This is a genomic window from Burkholderia sp. LA-2-3-30-S1-D2 (assembly GCF_001523915.2).
GTDB classification, from domain to species: domain Bacteria; phylum Pseudomonadota; class Gammaproteobacteria; order Burkholderiales; family Burkholderiaceae; genus Burkholderia; species Burkholderia diffusa.
Map to the genome: position 1 here is coordinate 1,649,811 of NZ_CP013383.1, position 19,252 is coordinate 1,669,062.

Annotated in this window: 21 protein-coding genes; 8 read left to right on the forward strand and 13 right to left on the reverse strand. The window is 68.9% G+C overall.

Going from position 1 to position 19,252, the window contains the following annotated elements:
• The first annotated feature begins 13 nt into the window (after positions 1-13).
• Together WS66_RS07575 and WS66_RS07580 are read left to right on the forward strand one after the other, a co-directional pair.
• A complete protein-coding gene (locus tag WS66_RS07575; RefSeq protein ID WP_059607850.1) occupies positions 14-202 on the forward strand; it encodes a helix-turn-helix transcriptional regulator in 189 nt (62 codons plus the stop codon).
• Positions 203-501: 299 nt separating this feature from the next.
• Positions 502-777 carry a hypothetical protein gene (locus WS66_RS07580; protein ID WP_057928306.1) on the forward strand — a complete coding sequence of 92 codons (276 nt, stop codon included), beginning with the start codon at positions 502-504 and terminating at the stop codon, positions 775-777.
• Positions 778-921: 144 nt separating this feature from the next.
• Here the strand turns inward: WS66_RS07580 and WS66_RS07585 are convergent, their stop codons facing one another.
• Positions 922-2,415: an aminotransferase-like domain-containing protein gene (locus WS66_RS07585; RefSeq protein ID WP_059607849.1), complete on the reverse strand. Its 1,494-nt coding sequence runs from the start codon at positions 2,413-2,415 to the stop codon at positions 922-924.
• Between the two features lie 194 nt (positions 2,416-2,609).
• On the opposite strand from WS66_RS07585, the gene WS66_RS07590 reads away from it, so the two are divergent.
• A complete protein-coding gene (locus WS66_RS07590; RefSeq protein ID WP_059607848.1) occupies positions 2,610-2,960 on the forward strand; it encodes a hypothetical protein in 351 nt (116 codons plus the stop codon).
• A 140-nt stretch (positions 2,961-3,100) separates the two neighbouring features.
• Here the strand turns inward: WS66_RS07590 and WS66_RS07595 are convergent, their stop codons facing one another.
• From WS66_RS07595 to gtdA, 8 genes are all read right to left on the reverse strand, one after another.
• Entirely contained in the window at positions 3,101-3,523 is a 423-nt protein-coding gene (locus tag WS66_RS07595; RefSeq protein ID WP_059607847.1) for a DUF6691 family protein, read from the reverse strand.
• 1 nt (position 3,524) lies between these two features.
• Positions 3,525-3,959 (reverse strand): YeeE/YedE family protein, encoded by a 435-nt coding sequence (locus WS66_RS07600; RefSeq protein WP_059607846.1) that lies wholly within the window; start codon positions 3,957-3,959, stop codon positions 3,525-3,527.
• Entirely contained in the window at positions 3,949-4,299 is a 351-nt protein-coding gene (locus WS66_RS07605) for an ArsR/SmtB family transcription factor (protein WP_059607845.1), read from the reverse strand. The genes WS66_RS07600 and WS66_RS07605 overlap by 11 nt, the downstream gene beginning before the upstream one ends.
• A 121-nt stretch (positions 4,300-4,420) precedes the next feature.
• A complete protein-coding gene (locus tag WS66_RS07610) occupies positions 4,421-5,782 on the reverse strand; it encodes an MFS transporter (RefSeq protein ID WP_059607844.1) in 1,362 nt (453 codons plus the stop codon).
• A 76-nt stretch (positions 5,783-5,858) separates the two neighbouring features.
• Complete coding sequence (locus WS66_RS07615) at positions 5,859-7,067, reverse strand: 3-hydroxybenzoate 6-monooxygenase (RefSeq protein ID WP_059607843.1); 1,209 nt, start codon at positions 7,065-7,067, stop codon at positions 5,859-5,861.
• Positions 7,068-7,086: 19 nt separating this feature from the next.
• Entirely contained in the window at positions 7,087-7,728 is a 642-nt protein-coding gene (gene maiA, locus WS66_RS07620) for a maleylacetoacetate isomerase (RefSeq protein WP_059607842.1), read from the reverse strand.
• Between the two features lie 34 nt (positions 7,729-7,762).
• On the reverse strand, positions 7,763-8,461 hold the full coding sequence (locus tag WS66_RS07625; RefSeq protein WP_059607841.1) for a fumarylacetoacetate hydrolase family protein: 699 nt from the start codon (positions 8,459-8,461) through the stop codon (positions 7,763-7,765).
• A gap of 108 nt (positions 8,462-8,569) precedes the next feature.
• A complete protein-coding gene (gtdA, locus tag WS66_RS07630; RefSeq protein ID WP_059607840.1) occupies positions 8,570-9,616 on the reverse strand; it encodes a gentisate 1,2-dioxygenase in 1,047 nt (348 codons plus the stop codon).
• Between the two features lie 164 nt (positions 9,617-9,780).
• Between gtdA and WS66_RS07635 the strand changes: the two genes are divergently transcribed.
• Positions 9,781-10,725, forward strand: coding sequence for a LysR substrate-binding domain-containing protein (locus tag WS66_RS07635; protein WP_059607839.1), 945 nt, complete (start codon positions 9,781-9,783; stop codon positions 10,723-10,725).
• Positions 10,726-10,771: 46 nt separating this feature from the next.
• Here the strand turns inward: WS66_RS07635 and WS66_RS07640 are convergent, their stop codons facing one another.
• Genes WS66_RS07640 through WS66_RS07655 form a run of 4 tightly spaced genes read right to left on the reverse strand, consistent with a single transcriptional unit; the run spans position 10,772 to position 14,326 of the window.
• The gene (locus WS66_RS07640) at positions 10,772-12,040 is read right to left on the reverse strand and encodes an NAD(P)/FAD-dependent oxidoreductase (protein WP_059607838.1); all 1,269 of its coding nucleotides are present in this window, start codon (positions 12,038-12,040) and stop codon (positions 10,772-10,774) included.
• On the reverse strand, positions 12,037-12,270 hold the full coding sequence (locus tag WS66_RS07645; protein ID WP_011658575.1) for a 2Fe-2S iron-sulfur cluster-binding protein: 234 nt from the start codon (positions 12,268-12,270) through the stop codon (positions 12,037-12,039). Before WS66_RS07645 ends, WS66_RS07640 begins: the two co-directional genes overlap by 4 nt.
• Positions 12,267-13,397 carry an NAD(P)/FAD-dependent oxidoreductase gene (locus tag WS66_RS07650; RefSeq protein ID WP_059607837.1) on the reverse strand — a complete coding sequence of 377 codons (1,131 nt, stop codon included), beginning with the start codon at positions 13,395-13,397 and terminating at the stop codon, positions 12,267-12,269. Before WS66_RS07650 ends, WS66_RS07645 begins: the two co-directional genes overlap by 4 nt.
• Positions 13,394-14,326 carry a 4-hydroxyproline epimerase gene (locus WS66_RS07655; protein WP_059607857.1) on the reverse strand — a complete coding sequence of 311 codons (933 nt, stop codon included), beginning with the start codon at positions 14,324-14,326 and terminating at the stop codon, positions 13,394-13,396. Before WS66_RS07655 ends, WS66_RS07650 begins: the two co-directional genes overlap by 4 nt.
• 248 nt (positions 14,327-14,574) lie before the next feature.
• Here WS66_RS07655 and WS66_RS34660 point away from each other — a divergent pair, with 248 nt between their 5' ends.
• The 4 genes from WS66_RS34660 (at position 14,575) to WS66_RS07675 (ending at position 19,239) form a co-directional block, all read left to right on the forward strand.
• A complete protein-coding gene (locus WS66_RS34660) occupies positions 14,575-14,697 on the forward strand; it encodes a hypothetical protein (protein WP_257792068.1) in 123 nt (40 codons plus the stop codon).
• A 237-nt stretch (positions 14,698-14,934) separates the two neighbouring features.
• Positions 14,935-16,560: an APC family permease gene (locus WS66_RS07665; protein ID WP_059607834.1), complete on the forward strand. Its 1,626-nt coding sequence runs from the start codon at positions 14,935-14,937 to the stop codon at positions 16,558-16,560.
• Between the two features lie 71 nt (positions 16,561-16,631).
• The gene (locus tag WS66_RS07670; protein WP_059607833.1) at positions 16,632-18,224 is read left to right on the forward strand and encodes an aldehyde dehydrogenase (NADP(+)); all 1,593 of its coding nucleotides are present in this window, start codon (positions 16,632-16,634) and stop codon (positions 18,222-18,224) included.
• Positions 18,217-19,239 carry an Ldh family oxidoreductase gene (locus tag WS66_RS07675; RefSeq protein ID WP_059607832.1) on the forward strand — a complete coding sequence of 341 codons (1,023 nt, stop codon included), beginning with the start codon at positions 18,217-18,219 and terminating at the stop codon, positions 19,237-19,239. Before WS66_RS07670 ends, WS66_RS07675 begins: the two co-directional genes overlap by 8 nt.
• Positions 19,240-19,252: the final 13 nt, after the last annotated feature.

Consider the following 19,252-nt stretch of genomic DNA (forward strand, 5'->3'; position numbering starts at 1 on the left):
CACTAGGGCGAACGTGGAAACCACCACGTCGAAGAAGCTGTATCGCATCAAGGCGGTCATGGATATGCTCAGCATCTCCCGAACCACCGTCTACGGCCTCGTCGACAAGGGGAAGCTGAAACTGGTCAAGATCGGGGAGCGCTTCAGCGGTATCACCGCCGAAAGCGTCGAAGCGATCATGGCCGGCACGGACGCAGCTTAACTCTCCCCTCTGGCGCTCGGACCCGAGCGCCGCCCTCCCGCCTCATCTCCCCCTGAGCCCACTCATAGCTCGACATTGCGCTTGACAACCCGCTTTGCCCAAAATACTGTATGGATAACCAGCTGTATAACCAACCAGTATTTGAGGCGGCAGCACGAAGCTCGGCGCTACCGTCGACACCACTGGTTGGTGGCTCCAGGTCCAGCGCGGCCTTTCATGGTAGCTACAGTGGTAGCCAGACCTGACATATCGACGAAAACACCCCGGAGAGCCTTATGCAACAAGGGTCCCTGTTTAAAGTGGAACATCTGGTCCGTATCGTCAACGACACCGATCGCCAAGTGCTGGCATGGCTGCGTGCGCAGGTTGGCGACGCCCGCGTCGAGCGCGCGGCGCGCCAGCTCGGGCATACACGCAAGCCTTTCCCGTCGGCGGTATGCCGGTACCTGGGCATGAGCGCGCCGGCCACGCTACGCCAGGCGGAACGGCCGCGTGCCGCACGCGACTTCTCGGTCGGCGATCGCTACCTGTCGCTGATCCGCCAGCACCTCGCCGCGCATGCGGTCAGCCGATGAAATCGCCGAAATCGTATCGTCGGCGCGTCGCCGCGCGGCGGCCGTCCAGGGTGAACGCGGCGTGCCGGATCGGCCGGCGCGTGCCCCCGTCACGACCGCCCAGCCCGGTAGCCAACGCGCGGGCCCGCTCCACACCTGTCCCGCTTACGCGGCGGCCGCCGCGTCGCGTATCAGCTGGCCGAGCGTTTCGATCGCCGCTTCGTGTGCCGTGTCGAACACCCGCGTGCAGGCAAGCCGGATATACGCGTCAAAGCGGTCGGAGTTCGAAAAGATCGCGCCTGGCGCGATCCTTATCCCGCGTGCCAGCGCGGCATCGAACAATGCTTCGGAACGCACGCCGTCCGGCAACGCGATCCACAGCAGCATGCCGCCGGGCGGCCGGTTCATCCGCGTGCCGGCCGGAAAATGGCGCGCGATCGCATCGATCGTCACATCGCGCTGCACGCGCAGTTGCTCGCGAAACCGGTGCAGGTGGCGATCGAACGCGCCCGAGCCGACGAATTCGGCCGCGACGGCCTGCAGCAACGCGGCGTTGTGCCGGCTGTGCGCGAACTTGAGCATCTTCACGCGCGCGTGCCAGCGGCCCGCGCTCATCCAGCCGAGCCGCATCCCGGGCGCCAGCACCTTGTTGAACGACGGGCAATAGATCACCGTGCCGTCACGGTCCCATGCCTTCACGGGCTTCACCACCTGCGGCGCTTCCACGAGCTCGCGATACGGCTCGTCCTCGATCACGGCCACGCCGCGGCGCGAGCACAGCGCGACCAGCGCGGCCTTGCGTTCGTCGGGCATCACACTGCCGAGCGGGTTCTGCAGATTCGGCACGACGACCACGGCCCGAATGTCCGGGTACGCGGTCAGCGCCACGTCGAGCGCTTCGATCGACAGTCCGGTCGTCGGGCTGGCCGGGATCTCGAGCGCACGCAGCCCGAGGCTTTCGAGCAGCTGGATCAAGCCGAAAAAGGCCGGCGATTCGATCGCGATCGTGTCGCCGGGGCGTGCCACCGCGCGCAGCGCGAGATTCACGGCATCGACGCCGCCGCTCGTCGACATCACGTCGTCCGGCGACACGGCCACGCCGTACGACAGCGCGCGCTTTGCCATCGTCTGCCGGAATTCGGGCGACCCGCCAACCGGCCCCGCGTCGGTCAGCAGCGTCGGCTTGCGCCGCAGCAACCGGATCGCCAGCGTCTGCAGGCGCTCGGCCGGATACAGCGTCGCCAGCGCGGACGCGCCGCCGAGATTCAGCGCATCGGGCATCGCATTCGCGCGATCGATCACGCGCGACACGCGTTCATGCAGTCCCGCGAACGGCGGCTCGACGCTCAGCGGCGAGCCGTCGCTTTCCGGCAGCGTATCGAGCACGGCGGCCGCGCGCCGCCGCACGAAATAGCCCGAGCGCGGCCGGGCTTCGCACCAGCCTGTATCCTCGAGCCGCCGAAATGCCTGGATCGCGGTCGACAGGCTCACGCCGTGCTGTGCCATGAATGCGCGTACGGACGGCATCCGGTCGCCGGGCGACAAGGTACCCGCCGCGATGATGCGGCGGTAATGCTCGGCGAGTCGTTCGTAAAGCGGCTCGCCGGCCATCGGCAACGGTGTTCGGAACGAGTCTGTGATGAGCGTCATGCGGGTCATCGTGCCCGCGCGCCCCAGCGCACGCCAGATACAGATTCAGGGGAAACACACCGATACAGAGGATCAAGATCGTCGCCTGCACCGTAACAGATTCCCGTCCCCTGAATCTGTCCTGCCCGCACGCGTTTCCTTAACCTGATTGCACGCTGTCGCCCCGCCGTCGCCGGGCCGCGCAACCAGGAAAAGGACTCGCCATGCGGACGCAAGAGATCCGGCTCGACGCCGGGCAAAGCCACTTTGCGTGGTTCGACAAGGACAGCCAGGTCATCGTGCTCGACGGCGCGCTCGCGGTCACGTTGCGTCACGGCGGGCTCGACTGGTTACCCGATACGCCGCATTACGTTCGCCGCGTGCTCGACGAAGGCGAATGCCTGACGATCGAGACAGCCGGTCACGTGGCATTGTCCGCAGCCGGTGTCGGGCCGGTCGCCGCAACCGTCGCGGAACCCGAGGCTCGGTCCGGCGTGTTCTCGGTGTGGCGCGCATGGCTGCACCGGGTGTCCGCGCAGTTACTCGGCGAGCGGCAAGTGCGCGAGCAACCCTGACGCGGCGGCTCGCGTCATCGCCGATATCGTCATGTAATCGCCGTGTCGCCCCCCCCCGGCAACGAGCGTGAACTTGTCCCGGCGCCGCGCCGGGTCGACTCGACCGAGCCGACAACTTCGCCCGCAGCAACCCCACCCAGCTACCGCCCCTTCCGCGTGCGCTCGATCCACTCGAACAACGCCATCCCGATCAACATCGCGACGACGAACGCGATGCCCTTGACCGACCCGAGTCCGATCGACACGATTGCCGGCCCGGGGCAGAACCCGGCAAGCCCCCAGCCGATGCCGAACACGGCGCTCCCTGCGACGAGGCGCACGGTAATCGTCCGCACGGTCGGCCACTGGATCGGCAGGCCGAGCAACGACCGCGTCCGACGCTTCGCCCAAGCGAACGCGAACACGGCAACGCCGATCGCGCCGGCCATCACGAACGCGAGCGATGGATCCCAGCGGCCTGCCAGGTCGAGAAAGCCGAGCACTTTCTGCGGATTGGCCATCCCCGACACGATGAGCCCGGCGCCGAACAGCAGCCCCGCCAGAAACGCGAATCCTGCCTGCATGTCAGCCTCCGATCACGTGCCGTCGCACGAATACGGTCGCAAACCCCGCGACCATGAACACCGCCGTCGCGACGATCGATCGCGCCGCACCGCGCGACAGCCCGCAGACGCCGTGACCGCTCGTGCAACCGCCCGCATAGCGCGTACCGATCCCGACCAGCAGGCCGGCCGCCAGCAACTCGCCCCAGCCCGCATCGACCTGCGGCGCCGCGGCGACACCGGCGATACGCATCATCAGCGGCGCGGCGATCAGCCCGGCGACGAATGCGGCACGCCAGTCGCGCTCAGCTGCACCGGCCGTGAACAAGCCGCCGACGATGCCACTGATCCCGGCGATCCGCCCGTTGAACGCAACGAGCCACGCCGCCGCAAGCCCGATCAGCACACCACCTGCAAGCGACAGCCACGGCGTGAAATGAAGGAGATCAAGCTGCATGGCGCGCCCCCTTCGCGGCCGTGCCGCAGAACTGTTCGTACAGCACGCCCATCACCGCGATCACGGCCGGGCTGTCGAGCGAATAGTGGATGTTCTTGCCTTCGCGGCGCGTGCGGACCAATGCGTTGTCCCGCAACACGCCGAGCTGCTGCGACAGCGTCGGCTGGCGGATATCCAGCCGCGCCACGAGATCGCTCACGCAGCGTTCGCCCTGCGACAGCTCGCACAGCAGCAGCAACCGGTCAGGATTGGACAGCACCTTGAGCAACGCGCATGCCGATTCGGCGGCGGCGCGCATCTGGTCGGGCTGGGGCAGCCCGGTGGAAGGGTCGGCGTTCATGAGGGTGACGGAATACGATTAACGAATCTACATTATATACATTTATATAATGTAGATTCGTGCTTTCGTTCGGTACCGTCAGAGGACGGTGCCATCGGCAATGGCCGCCCCCCCGCCTCCACTATGCCTGCTCGCCGGCAATTGCCTCGGCTGCCGTCGCGCGCCTCGCGCCAGCCCGGACCGCGCCAAGCACTAGCATTGCGATCCCGGCGATCAGGCACGGCACCGCGACGATTGCGAACGCGGTCGGCAGCGGCAGCCCCATCGCGAGCATCGCGCCGCCCGCCATCGAGCCGACGACGGATCCGCCGCGGCCGATTCCGTTCGCCCAGCTCACGCCCGTGGTCCGGCATTCGATCGGATAGAACGCGGCCGACAGCGCATTCGCGCCGACCTGCGAGCCCGACACGCAGAAGCCGGCCGCGAACACGGCCAGTGCCGCGCCCGCCGGCGACGCGGCCAGCACCCCGATCGCCGCGACGAACACGCCCGCCGCCGCATAGCTGCACGCGAGCACGCGATGCGGATCGAAGCGGTCCATCAGCCAGCCGAGCACGATCGCGCCGAGCGTGCCGCCGACCTGGAACATCGCGGTCACGCGCGCGGCCGTCTGCAGCGTCGCGCCGGTCGTGCGCAACAACGTGGGCAGCCAGCTCGACAGCAGGTAGATGACGAGCAGGCTCATGAAGAACGTCAGCCACAGCAGCAGCGTGCCGCGCAGCAGGTCGGCGGCGAACAGGCGGCCGAGCGGCGACCCGGCCGGCTTGCCGCGCGGCACGATGAACGACGCGTGCACGAGTTGCGGGGCCGGTGCGATGCACGCGAGCATCGCCGCGATTCGCTCGCGCGACGCGCCGGTGTTGACGAGGTAGCGCACCGATTCCGGCAGTCGCCACGCGAGCACCGGCAGGAGCAGCAGCGGCGCGGCACCGCCGACGACGAGCACCGCGCGCCAGCCGTCTCGTTCGATCAGCGACGCGGCCGCGAGCCCGCCGAGCGCCGAGCCGATCGTGAAGCCGCAGAACATCGTCGTGACGAGCAGCGAGCGCCGCCGCGCGGGGCAATACTCGGACGTCAGCGTGATCGCGTTCGGCATCGCGCCGCCGAGCCCGAGGCCCGTCACGAAGCGCCACGCGATCAGTTCGTTCAAGCCGCCCGCACTTGCCGACGCCGCACTCGCGATGCCGAAGCACGCGACACAGGCGAGCAGCAGGCGCTTGCGGCCGAACCGGTCACCGAACGGCCCGAACACGAGCGCGCCGGCCATCAGCCCGGCGAGCCCCGCGCCGAATACGGGCGCGAGCTGCGCGGGCGACAGCCCCCATTCCGCGCGAATGACCGGAGCGATGAATCCGATCGATGCCGTGTCGAAACCGTCGATCGCGACGATCAGGAAGCACAGCACGACGATCGCGACCTGAAACGGCGCAACGCGATGCCGGTCGATCCATTCGCTGACGTCGATGGACAGCGTATCGGCCATGATGATGTCTCCTCCATGAAGGCGGTCGCGCGCGATGTCGTTGGAATGCGCGCCGCCGGATCCGGGCTGAAGCGCGTCAGGCGACGGTCTTCAGGCAATCCTCCGCACGCCAGCCGTGCAGCCAGTCGAGCGCGTCGTAGAACTGCGCCTGCGTGCGTCCGACCCACAGCGCGTTGCGCACCTGCCGCTCGACGCCCTTCGCGTGATAGATCCGTCCCATCTCGCGCGCCGAATACAGCACGCGCGCGGTGCGCGGAATCCGCACGTGTTCGTACAGCGCGAACGCGGCCTCGAAGTCGCCATCGGTCCGCGCGACGGCCGCGCCGAGCGTCACCGCATCCTCGAGCGCCTGGCACGCGCCCTGCGCAATGTATTGCGTCATCGGATGGGCGGCGTCGCCGAGCACCGTCGCGCGGCCCGCGCTCCAGCGTTCGACCGGGTCGCGATCGGCGGTCGCCCAGCGCTTCCACGACGTCGGCCGGTCGAGCATCTGCTTCGGCAGCGGATGGATGCCGTCGAAGTACGACAGCACTTCCTCCTTGCTGCCGTCGCGCACGCCCCAGGTTTCCTGCTCGCGGCTGTGGAACGTGACGACGAGGTTGTATTGCCGTCCGCCCCGCAGCGGATAGTGGACGAGATGGCAATGCGGGCCAGCCCACACGACCGGCGCATTGATCTGCAGATCCTTCGGCATGTTGTCGACGTCGACGACCGCGCGGTACACGACGTGCCCCGTCACGCGATGCGCGTCGCCGATCAGCGCCTGCCGGATCGCGGACTTCACGCCGTCGCAGCCGATCACCGCGTCGGCGCGATAACGCTCGCCATGCTGGTCGATCACGGTCACGCCGTTGCCATCCTGCTCGAACCCGCACACCTGCGTGCCGGTCCGGAATTCGATCAGCGGATGATCCTTGACCGCCTCGTAGATCGACAGGTGGATGTCCGCGCGATGGATCACCGCATACGGGTTGCCGAAGCGCGCGCGATACGCAGCGCCCGTATCGATGCACGCGACTTCCCGCGCATCGACCGCATCCATCAGTTGCAGCCGGTCGGTGAACACCGCGCGCCCGCGCGCGGCTTCGCCGACGCCCAGCGCGTCGAGCGCATTGAACGCGTTCGCGGCGAGCTGGATGCCCGCGCCGATCTCGCCGATTTGCGCGGCCTGTTCGAGCAGCTTCACGCGAATGCCCTGGCGCGCGAGCGCCAGCGCCGTCGCGAGCCCGCCGATGCCGCCGCCGATCACGAGTACGCGTCGGCCTGTCATGTTTGTCTCGCCCATGTCTGTCTCCTCCTTCGTGTTACGCGACGTAGTCCGGTTGCCGCTGTGGCTGCGCCGCTTCGAACGCCGGCTCGCGTCGCGCGTGTTCATGAACCGCGAGGCTGCGCGGATATGCGCTCAGGTCGCAATCCATCCGCAGCGCATTCGCGACCTGCGGCACGAGGCAGATGTCGGCGAGCGTCGGCGCCGCGCCGAAACACCACGGGCCCGTGCCCGCGCGTGCGAGCAGGCGCTCGGCGCCGGCCATGCCTTCCGCGATCCAGTGCCGGTACCACGCACGCTTCTGCTGCGGCGTGACCTGCAGTTCGCTGTCGAGGTAGCGCAGCACGCGCAGGTTGTTGACCGGATGGATGTCGCACGCGATCAGCGTCGCGAGTTCCAGCACGCGTGCGCGCTGCCGCGGTTCCAGCGGAATCAGCCGCGGCGCCGGATGAATCTGGTCGAGGTAATCGATGATCGCGAGCGACTGGCCGAGACGAAAATCGCCATCGACCAGCGCCGGCACCGACGCCGACGGATTCACCCGCGCGACGTAGCCAGCCTCGCGGTGCTCGTCCGTGCGGATGTTCACGGGCAGCGTGTCGTACGGCAGTCCTTTCAGCGCGAGCGCGATGCGTACCCGATAGGATGTCGAACTGTTGAAGAAGCTATGCAGTTGCACGATGTGACCTTTCGAGGAAATCGAAGAACGCGCTTCAGACCACGCGCACGGCCAATTCGCCGAGACGCTCGACGCCGACCTTCATCACGTCGCCCTTGACCACCGGGCCGACGCCTTCCGGCGTGCCGGTGAAGATCACGTCGCCCGGCTCGAGGCGGAAGAACTTCGACAGGTCGGCCACCGTTTCCGCGACCGACCAGATCAGGTGCGACACGTCGCTCTTCTGCTTCGTCGCGCCGTTGACCGTCAGCCACAGGCCGGCCTGCTCGAAATGACCGACCTCGCTCGCCGGATGCACGGGGCCGATCGGCGCGGAACGGTCGAACGCCTTGCCGATTTCCCACGGACGGCCCATCTCGCGCATCTTCATCTGCAGGTCGCGGCGCGTCATGTCGAGGCCGACGGCATAACCCCAAACGTGCTCGAGCGCGCGCTCGAGCGGAATGTCGGAACCGCCCTTGCCGATCACCGCGACGAGTTCGGCTTCGTAGTGGTAGTTCTGCGTTTGCGACGGATACGCCAAATCGAGCGTTTCGTCGTAGGCAACCGGCACGATCGAATCGGCCGGCTTGCAAAAGAAGAACGGCGGTTCGCGATCGGGATCGAAGCCCATTTCGCGCGCATGGGCCGCGTAGTTGCGGCCGACGCAGTACACGCGGCGTACCGCGAAGCGGGCGTCGCTGCCGGCGACGGGAAGCGCCACCGGCGCTTCGGGCGGGAAAACATAAGTCATGAACGGCTCCAGCGTAGGCATGAAGGAAGGACCGCGCGCCGCCTTCGCGGCGCACCGGACGAATCGGGGATATCGGGAGAATCGGGCCAATCGGGCCAATCGGCGGCGTCAGTCGCGCGCTTCGCGCAACAGGTTCAGCGCGGACAGCACCGGCCGGTCGGAATAGCTGAACAGCACGCTGTCGGACGAGGCCGCCAGCCGCAACCGCGCCCATGACGGCGCGACGAAGATGTCGTGCGGCTCGAATGCGAACGCGTCGCCGCCGATGTACGCGGTGCCGCTACCTTCGACGACGCAGTAGATCGTCGCGTCGGTGCTGCGATACGTGCGGCCGTCGAAACCGGCCGGCAGGAACTGCATGAAGGTCGCGATCGTCGGCATCGGCCAGCCGCCCGTCGCGGGATTGACGTAGCGCAGCTTCACGCCGTCCCACGCGTCGAGTTCGCCGTTGCGGTACACCGCGTCAAGGGCCTCGCGGGTGCGTGCATACGGATAGCTGAACACCGGCGACGTCGGATCGCTCGCGCGATGGCGCACCGGCACCATGTTGTGGCCGAAGCGCGCGAAGCTGTCGCCTTCCGCGCGGCTGACGGGCTGCTCGGCTTCCGGGTAGTTCTCCGCGAAGCCTGCGTCGAGGTTCCCGACCAGCGGGATGTCGAGCCCGTCGAGCCACACGACCGGCTCGCCGCCGTCTTCCGCCGACGGGTTGCCGTGGTCGTGCCACGCCCACGACGGCGTGATGATGAAGTCGCCCGGATGCATCGTCGTGCGCTCGCCGTTCACCGCGGTCCACGCGCCCTTGCCCTCGATGATGAAGCGCAGCGCCGACTGCGTATGCCGGTGGCTCGGCGCGATCTCGCCCGGCAGGATCAGTTGCAGGCCCGCGTACAGGCTCGGCGTCATGCTCGACTTGCCGGGCAGCCCCGGGTTCTCCAGCACCAGCACGCGGCGCACGGCTTCTTCCGCGCTGATCACGCCGCCGGCCTGCATCACCAGGTCGCGCACCTGCGCGTACTTCCAGATCGCGGCCTGCGCGGCCGGCTGCGGCGCTTTCGGCACAAGGTTGTGCAGCGACTCCCACAACGGCGCGAGGCGCTGTTCGGCGATCAGTGCGTAATAGTCGGCGCGCGACGTATCCGGGTGTCGGCTGGTCATGATGTCTCCTTGGTGCAGCCGATCGCGGTCGGCGCTGTGTCGGGTCGGGGACCGCGTGCTTCGGTCCGTCAGCGCATTTATATTCGACGCAGACATACCCGGTAAAATGGCGAAATCATCTAATCCATATTATTTTTGATATACCTTCCGACACGGAGCACGCGATGGACTGGACCTACCGGCTGCGATTGCGGCACCTCCAGGTGCTGCTGAGCCTGGCCAGCACGGGCAACCTGAGCCAGTCGGCGGCGGCGCTCGCGACCACCCAGCCCGCGCTGTCGAAATGGCTGAAGGAACTGGAAGAAGACGTCGGGCTGCCGCTGTTCGAACGGCACGCGCGCGGCCTGCGGCCGACGGCCTACGGCGATGCGCTGATCGAGCACGCGCGCCGCGTGGAGGCGCAGCTCGACGTCGCGCGTGACGACATGGCCGCGTTGCGTGAAGGCGGCAGCGGCCTGGTCACGATCGGCACGTCAGGTGTCGCGGCGGCCGATACCGTGCCGCTCGCGGTATCGCAGTTGCTGAAGCGGATGCCGCGCGCGCAGGTGCGGCTCGCGGAGAGCACGATGAACCAGCTGATGCCGCAACTCGCGCGCGGCGAACTCGACATCGTCGTCGGCCGCTCGGGCTCCGCGTCCGTCGATCCGCATCTGCACGCCGAAGCGCTGTACGTCGATCCGGTGGTGTTCGTCGCGCGGCCCGATCATCCGCTCGTCGGCGCGGCCGCTGTCGGCTGGGACGAGGTGCTGGCCCACTCGTGGATCGTCTGGCCGTCCGGCACACCGGTGCACAACGCGCTGCAGGTCGCGCTGACGGCCGCCGGCCGCGTGCAGCCGCCGCATTGCGTCGAATCGAATTCGTCGATCCTGAACCTCACGCTGCTGAACAACACCGACCTGCTGGGCGTCGCGTCGCATCGTGCCGCGCGGCGCTTCGAGCAACTGAACGCGATCCGCATCCTGCCGATGCGGCTCGAGGGACAGGGCGCGGTGTCGATGTACTGGCATCCGGACAGCGCGAATCGCGCGGCCGTGGCCGCCGCGATCGAGTGCCTGCGTGCCTGTGCGGCGCCGCAGGTGGGCGGATGGGAGAAAGTGAAGGTGGAATGAGCGGCGCGGCGGCCCGGCATGAACCGGGCCGTTTCACCGTGGCGCGTCAGGGGCCGTCGCAGGACACCGTGTCGTCCAGCATCAGCGTGCCGACCCGCGCGGGCACGAGCGGCGTGCGCGGGACCGGTGGCGTCCAGCCGAACAACGCCTGCGCGGCCGCACCGCACACGCGGCCCTGGCATGCGCCCATTCCGCAGCGCGTCTGCAGCTTCGCGGCCGTCCAGCCCGGCGCCGGCGCGACCGCGTCGAAACGCACGTCCTCGCATCGGCACAGCAGCGTATCGGGTTGCGCGAGCCGGCGGATCGGCTCGCGGATCGCGAAGCGTTCGCGCACCGCGTCCGCGAATGCCTGCCAGCGCGCGCGCTGCGCAATCAGCGCGGCCAGCGGTGCCGTCTGCCCGGTGGCCGCGCAGCCGGCGATCTCGCCTTCGACCATCGCCAGTTCGCTGCCGCCGACACCCGTGCACTCGCCTGCGGCGAAACAGCCGTCGCGGCTCGTGCGCTGGTGCGCGTCGACCACGACCGCGCCCTTCTCGATCCGGCAGCCGAGGTGGCTCGGCAGCACGGTGTTCGGCACGAGGCCAAAACCGCACGCGAGCCGGTCGCAGTCGACCTCGAATTCACGCTCGCCCTGCCGGATCCGCACGCGTTCGAGCCGCTTGTCGCCGAACGCTTCGACGACGTGTGCGCCGGGCCGATAGGCGGCCGTGACGAGCTTCGCGGCCTGCGCGAGTTTCGACGGCCAGCGCCACAACCCCGCGCCGAAACCGGCAACAGCGCTCCACGCAGCCTGTTCGAGCACGTGCGACACCTGCGCGCCGGCCTGACGGGCCGTCGCCGCGCTCGCGAGCAGCAGCGGGCCGCTGCCGGCGATCACGGTGCGCTGCCCGCGCACGTCGAGACCGTACTTGATCAGCGCCTGCAGGCCGCCCGCGCCGGTCACGCCCGGCAGCGTCCAGCCGGGGAACGGCAGCAGCAGCTCGCGCGCGCCGCAGCACACGATCAGGGTGCGGAATTCGAGCAGGAACCCGCGCTCGTCGTCCTCCAGCAGCAGCGTGCCCGGCTGCGTCTCGGCGACGATGCGCGTGCCCGCCAGATGCGTGACGTTCGGCTGACGCAGCACGGCAAGGCGTTCCGCCGCGGCCGGCACCGGCGTGGCGGCTGCCGCCTGGCGCCAGATCTGCCCGCCTGCGCGCGGGTTGTCGTCGACGATCGCGATCGTCGCGCCGCTTCGTGCGGCGGCCCGCGCGGCCGACAATCCGGCCGGGCCCGCGCCGACGATGGCGATGTCGACGCTGAGTCGTTCCTGTTTCATCGCGTGCGCTCCACCCGCATCCCGTCGCGGCACAGCGTCTGGCAAGCCAGACGACGACGGCCGTCGATCGTCATCCTGCACTCCTGGCAGATGCCCATACCGCAAAACGGCGCGCGCGCCGCACCCGTGCACGACACGCGCGTCGTGTCGTCGCCGCTCGCCGCGACGGCGGCCGCGACGGTCGCGCCGTCGGCCACCGTCAGCGCGCGGCCGTCCAGATGAATGATCATGAAGAAAGCGCTCCGGCTACGGGGGACGTCGTCAGGAAACGTCCCGGCAAATACGGTTCGATGTCGATGGGCAGCCGTTCGCCGGTCATCAGCGCGGCGACGAGCCGCGCACTGCCCGGCGCGGTCGTCACGCCGAGCCCTTCGTGCCCGACCGCGAGCCATACGCCCGGCCGCGCCGGATGCTCGCCGAGCAGCGGCAGACCGTCGGGGCTCGCCGAACGGAAGCCCGTCCATGCGCGAATTCCGTTGAGGTCGGCCAGATCCGGCAGGTACCCGGCCGCGCGGCGCAGCATGCGCGCGAGGACCGGCGGCTCGACGCGCGTGTCCTCGGTGTCGAACTGGCGCGACGAGCCGATCAGCAGTTGGCCGGTGGGCCGCGGCTGGACGTTGAATGCGACCGACGTGCCGTCGCTCGCGTGCGCGCTCGCCGCATAGCCGAGCTCGACGAGCTGGTGCGACACCTGGCCCGGGTAGCGATCGGTGATGAGCAGATGACCCTTCTTCGGGCGCAGCGGCAATTCGGGCAGCAGCGTGCGCGCGGCGACGCCGTTCGCGACGACGACGCGCTCCGCTCGCAGCGTGTCGCCGCTCGCGAGCGTCACGCTCGGGCCGTCGACCGCCACCGCGCAATCGCGCCGCAACGTGATGCCCGGCGCGCGCTGCAACAGCCAGCTCGCGGCGACGGGCGCATAGAGAATCGCGTCGCCAGGGATCTTCAGCGCGCCGCCGAGGCCCGCGCGCAGCATCGGCTCCAGCCCCGCGAGCGTCGCCGCGTCGATCAGCTCGCCCGCCACGCCATGCGCGGCGAGCGTCGCCTGCTTGGTGCGCGCGAGGTCCATCTCGTGCGCATCGGCCGCGAGCCACAGCGTGCCGCAGTTGCGGTAAGCGCAGCCTTCGGGCATCTCGCCGGCAAGCGCGCGCCACAATTCGATCGAGTAATGGCTCAGCGCGAGCTCCGCCGCGTTGTCGTCCATCGCGACGAGGTGCCCCATGCCGGCGCCGGTCGCACCGCCGCTCGCGTCGTCGACGACAAGCACGCGTAGCCCGCGCTGCGCGAGCTCATGCGCACACGCCGCGCCGACGATGCCGGCGCCGATCACGACGACGTCGGTCCGGGTCTCGCTCACGACACGATGCCCCAGCCGAACGGATCGTCTTCCTCGATCAGCAGCGTCGCTTCCGCGCTCAGGTGCGCGCTGCCGCGAATCGTCGGCACGATGCCGCCGTCGGCCTGCGCGTAGCTCGCCTGGAACACGCTGCCGATCACGCTCGCCTGCCGCCACACGACGCCCGGTTCGAGCTTGCCGTCGGCCGCGAGGCACGCGAGCTTCGCGCTCGTGCCGGTGCCGCACGGGGAACGGTCGTACGCATGGCCCGGGCACAGCACGAAGCTGCGGCTGTCGTGCTCGGGATCGTCCGCGAACAGTTCGATATGGTCGATCTCGCCGCCGTTCGCGCCGGTGATGCCCGCGCGTTCGAGCCCTGCACGCACCGCGGACGAATAGGCGGTCAGCGCCGCCACGTTGTCGCCGGCCACGCGCTGGCCGTGATCGCTGATCAGGAAGAACCAGTTGCCGCCCCACGCAATGTCGCCCTTCACGGGACCGTATCCGGGCACATCGACGTCGACGGCCTTCGCATGGCGGTACGCGAGCACGTTGCGCACGCTGACCGACAGGTCATCGTGCAGCGTCGCCTCGACGGTGCCGACCGGCGTTTCAATCTGGTGCACGCCCGGCTCGATGCGGCCCATGTGATGCAGCGTGCGCACGACGCCGATCGTGCCGTGCCCGCACATTCCGAGATAACCGCTGTTGTTGAAGAAGATCACGCCGGCCGCGGCCTCCGGCGACACGGGTTCGCACAGCAGCGCGCCGACCAGCACATCGCTGCCGCGCGGCTCGAGAATGCATGCGGTGCGATAGCGATCGTGCTCGCGGGCGAGCACGTCGCGGCGCTCGGCCATCGTGCCGTTGCCGAGCGAGGGGAAGCCGGACACGACGAGCCGCGTGGGTTCGCCGCCCGTGTGCGAATCGATGATCTGGATGCGCTTCATCATGAGCCGTCCGAAGTGGGGAAAGGAGCATAGCTTCCTCCGTCACGCGTCCATTCGCTTGTGGCTTTTCGATGAGGACGGCGACGAAATCGGCATAGTCCGGAACGCGTTTCGCGACCCTTGCGGCCACTGTGCCGATTTCGTCATTTTGCTCCGCGATACGGCTCAAGCGTGATGGGTGTTTGCACGGCGATACTGGTTGCACGTCGACGCGCCTGTCGTCGGCCGATACGAAGCAGGAGATTGCAGTGAGCCGAAACGCCATCCAGCTGACCGGAGTTTTCCCCGCCCTCAGCAACCGGTTCGTACCGGGCGCTTCCATCGCTTTCGACGCCGCGCACCGCGCCGAACGGAACCGCGCGAACCGCTGACCGATTTCCCCCCGGCGGTGCAACGGCCTCCCCCTGTTGCATCGCCATTTCCGTGTCCGGCATGGCCGGCACGGGCCCGTTCGCCGCGGCGCCAGCCTGCGCCGCACTTGAACAGGCCCCGGCCCGCCCCGGCGGCCGTTCGAACCGGTCTCACGCCGGCCGGCAGGTGTTGCGCCACGGCTCGTCGGAGCGCGGCGCAAGCCACGCCTGCCCCGATATTTCCCAGGAGACAAACCTATGCCAGGTCAAGGCAACACACACCCGTCCGTCCCGCTTTCCCGCTCCGTGCCCGCCGACGGCGGTCACGGCAAGTTCAAGAAGCAGCTGTCGCTGACCGACCTGACGTTCATCGGCCTCGGTGCAATCTTCGGTTCGGGGTGGCTGTTCGCCGCGAGTCACGTGTCGACGATCGCCGGCCCGGCCGGCATCTTCTCGTGGCTGCTCGGCGGCTTCGCGGTGCTGCTGCTCGGCATCGTCTACTGCGAGCTCGGCGCCGCGCTGCCGCGTGCGGGCGGCGTGGTTCGCTACCCGGTGTTCTCGCACGGCCCGCTGCTCGGCTACCTGATGGGCTTCATCACGCTGATCGCGTTCTCGAGCCTGATCGCGATCGAAGTGGTCGCCGCGCGCCAGTATGCTGCAGCGTGGTTCCCGGGCCTCACCAAGGCGGGATCGAGCGACCCGACGACGATCGGCTGGCTCGTGCAGGCCGCGCTCCTGTGCTTCTTCTTTTATCTGAACTATTCGAGCGTGAAGACGTTCGCGAAGGCGAACAACATCATCAGCATTTTCAAGTTCATCGTGCCGCTGTCGGTGATCGCGGTGCTGTTCACGTTCTTCAAGCCCGCCAACCTCACCGCGCACGGTTTCGCGCCGTTCGGCATGCCGGGCATCGAGATGGCCGTGTCGGCCGGCGGCATCATCTTCGCGTATCTCGGCCTCACGCCGATCGTGTCGGTCGCGAGCGAAGTGCGGAATCCGCAGCGCACGATCCCGATCGCGCTGATCCTCTCGATCCTCCTGTCCACGCTGATCTACGTGCTGCTGCAGCTCGCGTTCATCGGCAGCATCCCGACCGACATGCTGGCCGCCGGCTGGCACGACGTGAGCAAGGCCTTCTCGCTGCCGTACCGCGACATCGCGCTCGCGCTCGGCGTGGGCTGGCTCGCGGTGATGGTGGTCGCCGACGCGATGATCTCGCCGAGCGGCTGCGGCAACATCTACATGAACGCGACGCCGCGCGTCGTCTATGGCTGGGCGAAGACGGGCACGTTCTTCAAGGTGTTCACGCGCGTCGACGAAGCATCGGGCATCCCGCGTGCGGGCCTGTGGCTCACGTTCGGCCTCGCGATCTTCTGGACCATGCCGTTCCCGTCGTGGGAAGCGCTGATCAACATCGTGTCCGCCGCGCTGGTGCTGAGCTATGCGGTCGCGCCCGTGTCGGTCGCCGCGCTGCGCCGCACCGCGCCCGGCCTGCCGCGGCCGTTCCGCGCGGTGGCGTTCGGCATCACCGGCCCCGCGTCGTTCGTGATCGCCGCGTTGATCGTCTACTGGTCGGGCTGGGGCACGGTGTCCTGGCTGCTCGGCCTGCAGATCGTCATGTTCGTCATCTATCTCGCGTGCCGCCGCTGGGTGCCGACCGCGCACCTGAGCCTCGCCGAGCAGGTGCGTTCGTCCGCGTGGCTGATCGCGTTCTATGCGGCCATGATCGTGCTGTCGTACTTCGGCGGCTTCGGCGGCACGGGCCAGCTCGCGCATCCGTACGACACGGTCGTCGTCGCGGCCGTCGCGCTTGTCATCTATTACTGGGGCGCCAACACCGGCATCCGTTCCGACAAGCTGCAGCTCGACGACGACGAAGACTGACACACCCGCGTTCCCCATTTCACTCCGGCCGGGTGCACCACGCCCGGCCCCGCATTTTCCGAGGAAAACCCATGCAACTCACAGGTCAGCTCCTGATCGGCCAGTCGGCCATCGCCGGACAGAACGGCACCCTTCACGCGATCGCCGCCGCAACCGGCGAACCGCTCGAACCCGCGTTCGGCGGCGCGAGCCTGCACGACCTGGAGACGGCCTGCGCGCTCGCCGACGAAGCCTTCGACACGTATCGCGAGACGCGCCCCGAGCAGCGCGCCGCGTTTCTCGATGCGATCGGCCGCAACATCATGGCGCTCGGGGACGACCTGATCGAGCGCTGCGTCACCGAAACGGGCCTGCCGCGCGCACGCATCGAAGGCGAACGCGGGCGCACGGTCGGCCAGCTCGCGCTGTTCGCGTCGCTCGTGCGCGACGGCGGTTACGTCGACGCGCGCATCGATCCGGCTCGCCCGGACCGCAAGCCGCTGCCGCGCGTCGACCTGCGCCTGCGCAACGTCGCGATCGGGCCGGTTGCCGTATTCGGCGCGTCGAACTTCCCGCTCGCGTTCTCGGTCGCGGGCGGCGATACCGCGTCGGCACTCGCCGCCGGCTGCCCGGTGATCGTCAAGGCGCACTCCGCGCATCCGGGCACGTCCGAGCTTGTCGGCCGCGCGATCCAGCAGGCCGTGCGCGAATGCGGGCTGCCGGCCGGCGTGTTCTCGCTGCTGTTCGACGCGTCGCGCGAAATCGGCCAGGCGCTCGTCGCCGATCCGCGCATCAAGGCCGTCGGTTTCACCGGCTCGCGCCGCGGCGGCGTCGCGCTGATGAACATCGCGGCCGCGCGCCACGAGCCGATTCCGGTCTATGCGGAAATGAGCTCGATCAACCCGGTGCTGCTGTTCCCGGCCGCGCTCGACGCGCGCCACGACGCAATCGCGCCGCAGTTCGTCGCATCGCTCACCCTCGGCGCCGGCCAGTTCTGCACCAACCCGGGCCTCGTGCTCGCGGTCGACGGCCCCGCGCTGCGCGCGTTCGAAGCCGCGGCGGCCACCGCCCTGCAGGCGAGCGCCGCGCAGACGATGCTGACGCCGCACATCCACGCGAGCTATGCGCAAGGCGTGGCCGCGCTGAGCAAGCACGACGCGGTCAAACTGCTGGCGCAAGGCATGGAAGGCAGCCGCTACCAGGCGCGCGCGGCGCTGTTCGCGACCTCGGCGGACGCATTCATCGCCCACCCCGAACTGCGCGACGAAGTGTTCGGCCCCGCGTCGCTCATCGTGCGCTGCCCCGATGCCGACACGCTGCACCGCGTGCTGAAATCGCTCGAAGGCCAGTTGACGATCGCCGCGCATCTCGCCGACGGCGACGCCGCGCTGTTCACCGCGCTGCGCCCGACGCTCGAGCGCAAGGCCGGCCGCATTCTCGTCAACGGCTTCGGCACGGGCGTCGAGGTCGGTCATGCGATGGTGCACGGCGGCCCGTTCCCGGCCACGTCCGACACGCGCACGACGTCGGTCGGCGCACGCGCAATCGAGCGTTTCCTGCGCCCCGTGTCGTACCAGGACGTACCGGACGCGCTGCTGCCCGACGCCATCCGCAACGGCAACCCGCTGAACGTGCCGCAACGCATCGACGGCGTGCCCGCACCGCGGGAAGCGCGCGATGTCTGAGCCGCTCGCCGAAGTCGTCCTGTCGCTCGATGAGGTCCATGCGCTCGCGCTGCGGGTGCTGACGCACCACGGGATGTCCGATGCGCACGCGCGGGCGATCGCGGGTGTGATCACGCAGGGCCAGCGCGACGAGTGCCACTCGCACGGCGTGTACCGGCTGCTCGTGTGCGTGCGCTCGCTGAAGAAGGGCAAGGTCGACCCGCAAGCCGTGCCGACGTTGCGCCGGCTATCGTCGTCGATCGTCGCGGTCGACGCCCATCGCGGCTTCTCGCTGCTGAGCTTCGAAACCGGCCTGCCGGTGCTCGTCGAGATGGCGAAGCAGCACGGGATCGCCGCGATGGCGATCAACCACTGCTACCACTTCTCGGCGCTGTGGCCCGAGGTCGAGGCGATCGCCGCCGAGGGGCTGGTCGGCATCGCGATGAACCCGAGCCACAGCTGGGTCGCGCCCGAAGGCGGCCGCGAGCCGGTGTTCGGCACGAACCCGATCGCGTTCGCATGGCCGCGCCCGGACGGCGTGCCGTTCGTATTCGATTTCGCGACGAGCGCGATCGCGCGCGGCGACATCGAGCTGCATGCAAAACAGGGCAAGGCGATCCCGCCGCACTGGGCGATCGGCCCCGACGGCCAGCCGACCACCGATCCGAAGGCCGCGCTGCAGGGCGCGATGCGCACGTTCGGCGGGCACAAGGGCTCGGCGCTCGCGGCGATGGTCGAGCTGCTCGGCGGCGCGCTGATCGGCGACATGACGAGCCAGGAGTCGATGGACTTCGACGAAGGCGTCGGCGCGACACCGTGCCACGGCGAGCTCGTGATCGCGTTCGACCCGAAGGTGTTCCTCGGCGACGACCTCGACGCGGGCCTCGCGCGCGGTGAGCGGATGTTCGCGTCGATCACCGGGCAAGGCGCGCGGCTGCCGTCGCAACGGCGCTTCGACGCCCGCGCGCGCAGCATCGCGCACGGCGTGCGGATTCCGAAAGCCTTGTACGACGAAATCCTGACGCTGCTCGACTGACGCACGATCGCGA

What these genes read in the sequence shown, in the direction of transcription:
- WS66_RS07585 (WP_059607849.1), bottom strand. Translation starts at nt 2,415, where the DNA reads ATGACCCGCATGACGCTCATCACAGACTCGTTCCGAACACCGTTGCCG.
- WS66_RS07590 (WP_059607848.1), top strand. Translation starts at nt 2,610, where the DNA reads ATGCGGACGCAAGAGATCCGGCTCGACGCCGGGCAAAGCCACTTTGCG.
- WS66_RS07595 (WP_059607847.1), bottom strand. Translation starts at nt 3,523, where the DNA reads ATGCAGGCAGGATTCGCGTTTCTGGCGGGGCTGCTGTTCGGCGCCGGG.
- WS66_RS07600 (WP_059607846.1), bottom strand. Translation starts at nt 3,959, where the DNA reads ATGCAGCTTGATCTCCTTCATTTCACGCCGTGGCTGTCGCTTGCAGGT.
- WS66_RS07605 (WP_059607845.1), bottom strand. Translation starts at nt 4,299, where the DNA reads ATGAACGCCGACCCTTCCACCGGGCTGCCCCAGCCCGACCAGATGCGC.
- WS66_RS07610 (WP_059607844.1), bottom strand. Translation starts at nt 5,782, where the DNA reads ATGGCCGATACGCTGTCCATCGACGTCAGCGAATGGATCGACCGGCAT.
- WS66_RS07615 (WP_059607843.1), bottom strand. Translation starts at nt 7,067, where the DNA reads ATGGGCGAGACAAACATGACAGGCCGACGCGTACTCGTGATCGGCGGC.
- WS66_RS07625 (WP_059607841.1), bottom strand. Translation starts at nt 8,461, where the DNA reads ATGACTTATGTTTTCCCGCCCGAAGCGCCGGTGGCGCTTCCCGTCGCC.
- gtdA (WP_059607840.1), bottom strand. Translation starts at nt 9,616, where the DNA reads ATGACCAGCCGACACCCGGATACGTCGCGCGCCGACTATTACGCACTG.
- WS66_RS07635 (WP_059607839.1), top strand. Translation starts at nt 9,781, where the DNA reads ATGGACTGGACCTACCGGCTGCGATTGCGGCACCTCCAGGTGCTGCTG.
- WS66_RS07640 (WP_059607838.1), bottom strand. Translation starts at nt 12,040, where the DNA reads ATGAAACAGGAACGACTCAGCGTCGACATCGCCATCGTCGGCGCGGGC.
- WS66_RS07645 (WP_011658575.1), bottom strand. Translation starts at nt 12,270, where the DNA reads ATGATCATTCATCTGGACGGCCGCGCGCTGACGGTGGCCGACGGCGCG.
- WS66_RS07655 (WP_059607857.1), bottom strand. Translation starts at nt 14,326, where the DNA reads ATGAAGCGCATCCAGATCATCGATTCGCACACGGGCGGCGAACCCACG.
- WS66_RS07665 (WP_059607834.1), top strand. Translation starts at nt 14,935, where the DNA reads ATGCCAGGTCAAGGCAACACACACCCGTCCGTCCCGCTTTCCCGCTCC.
- WS66_RS07670 (WP_059607833.1), top strand. Translation starts at nt 16,632, where the DNA reads ATGCAACTCACAGGTCAGCTCCTGATCGGCCAGTCGGCCATCGCCGGA.
- WS66_RS07675 (WP_059607832.1), top strand. Translation starts at nt 18,217, where the DNA reads ATGTCTGAGCCGCTCGCCGAAGTCGTCCTGTCGCTCGATGAGGTCCAT.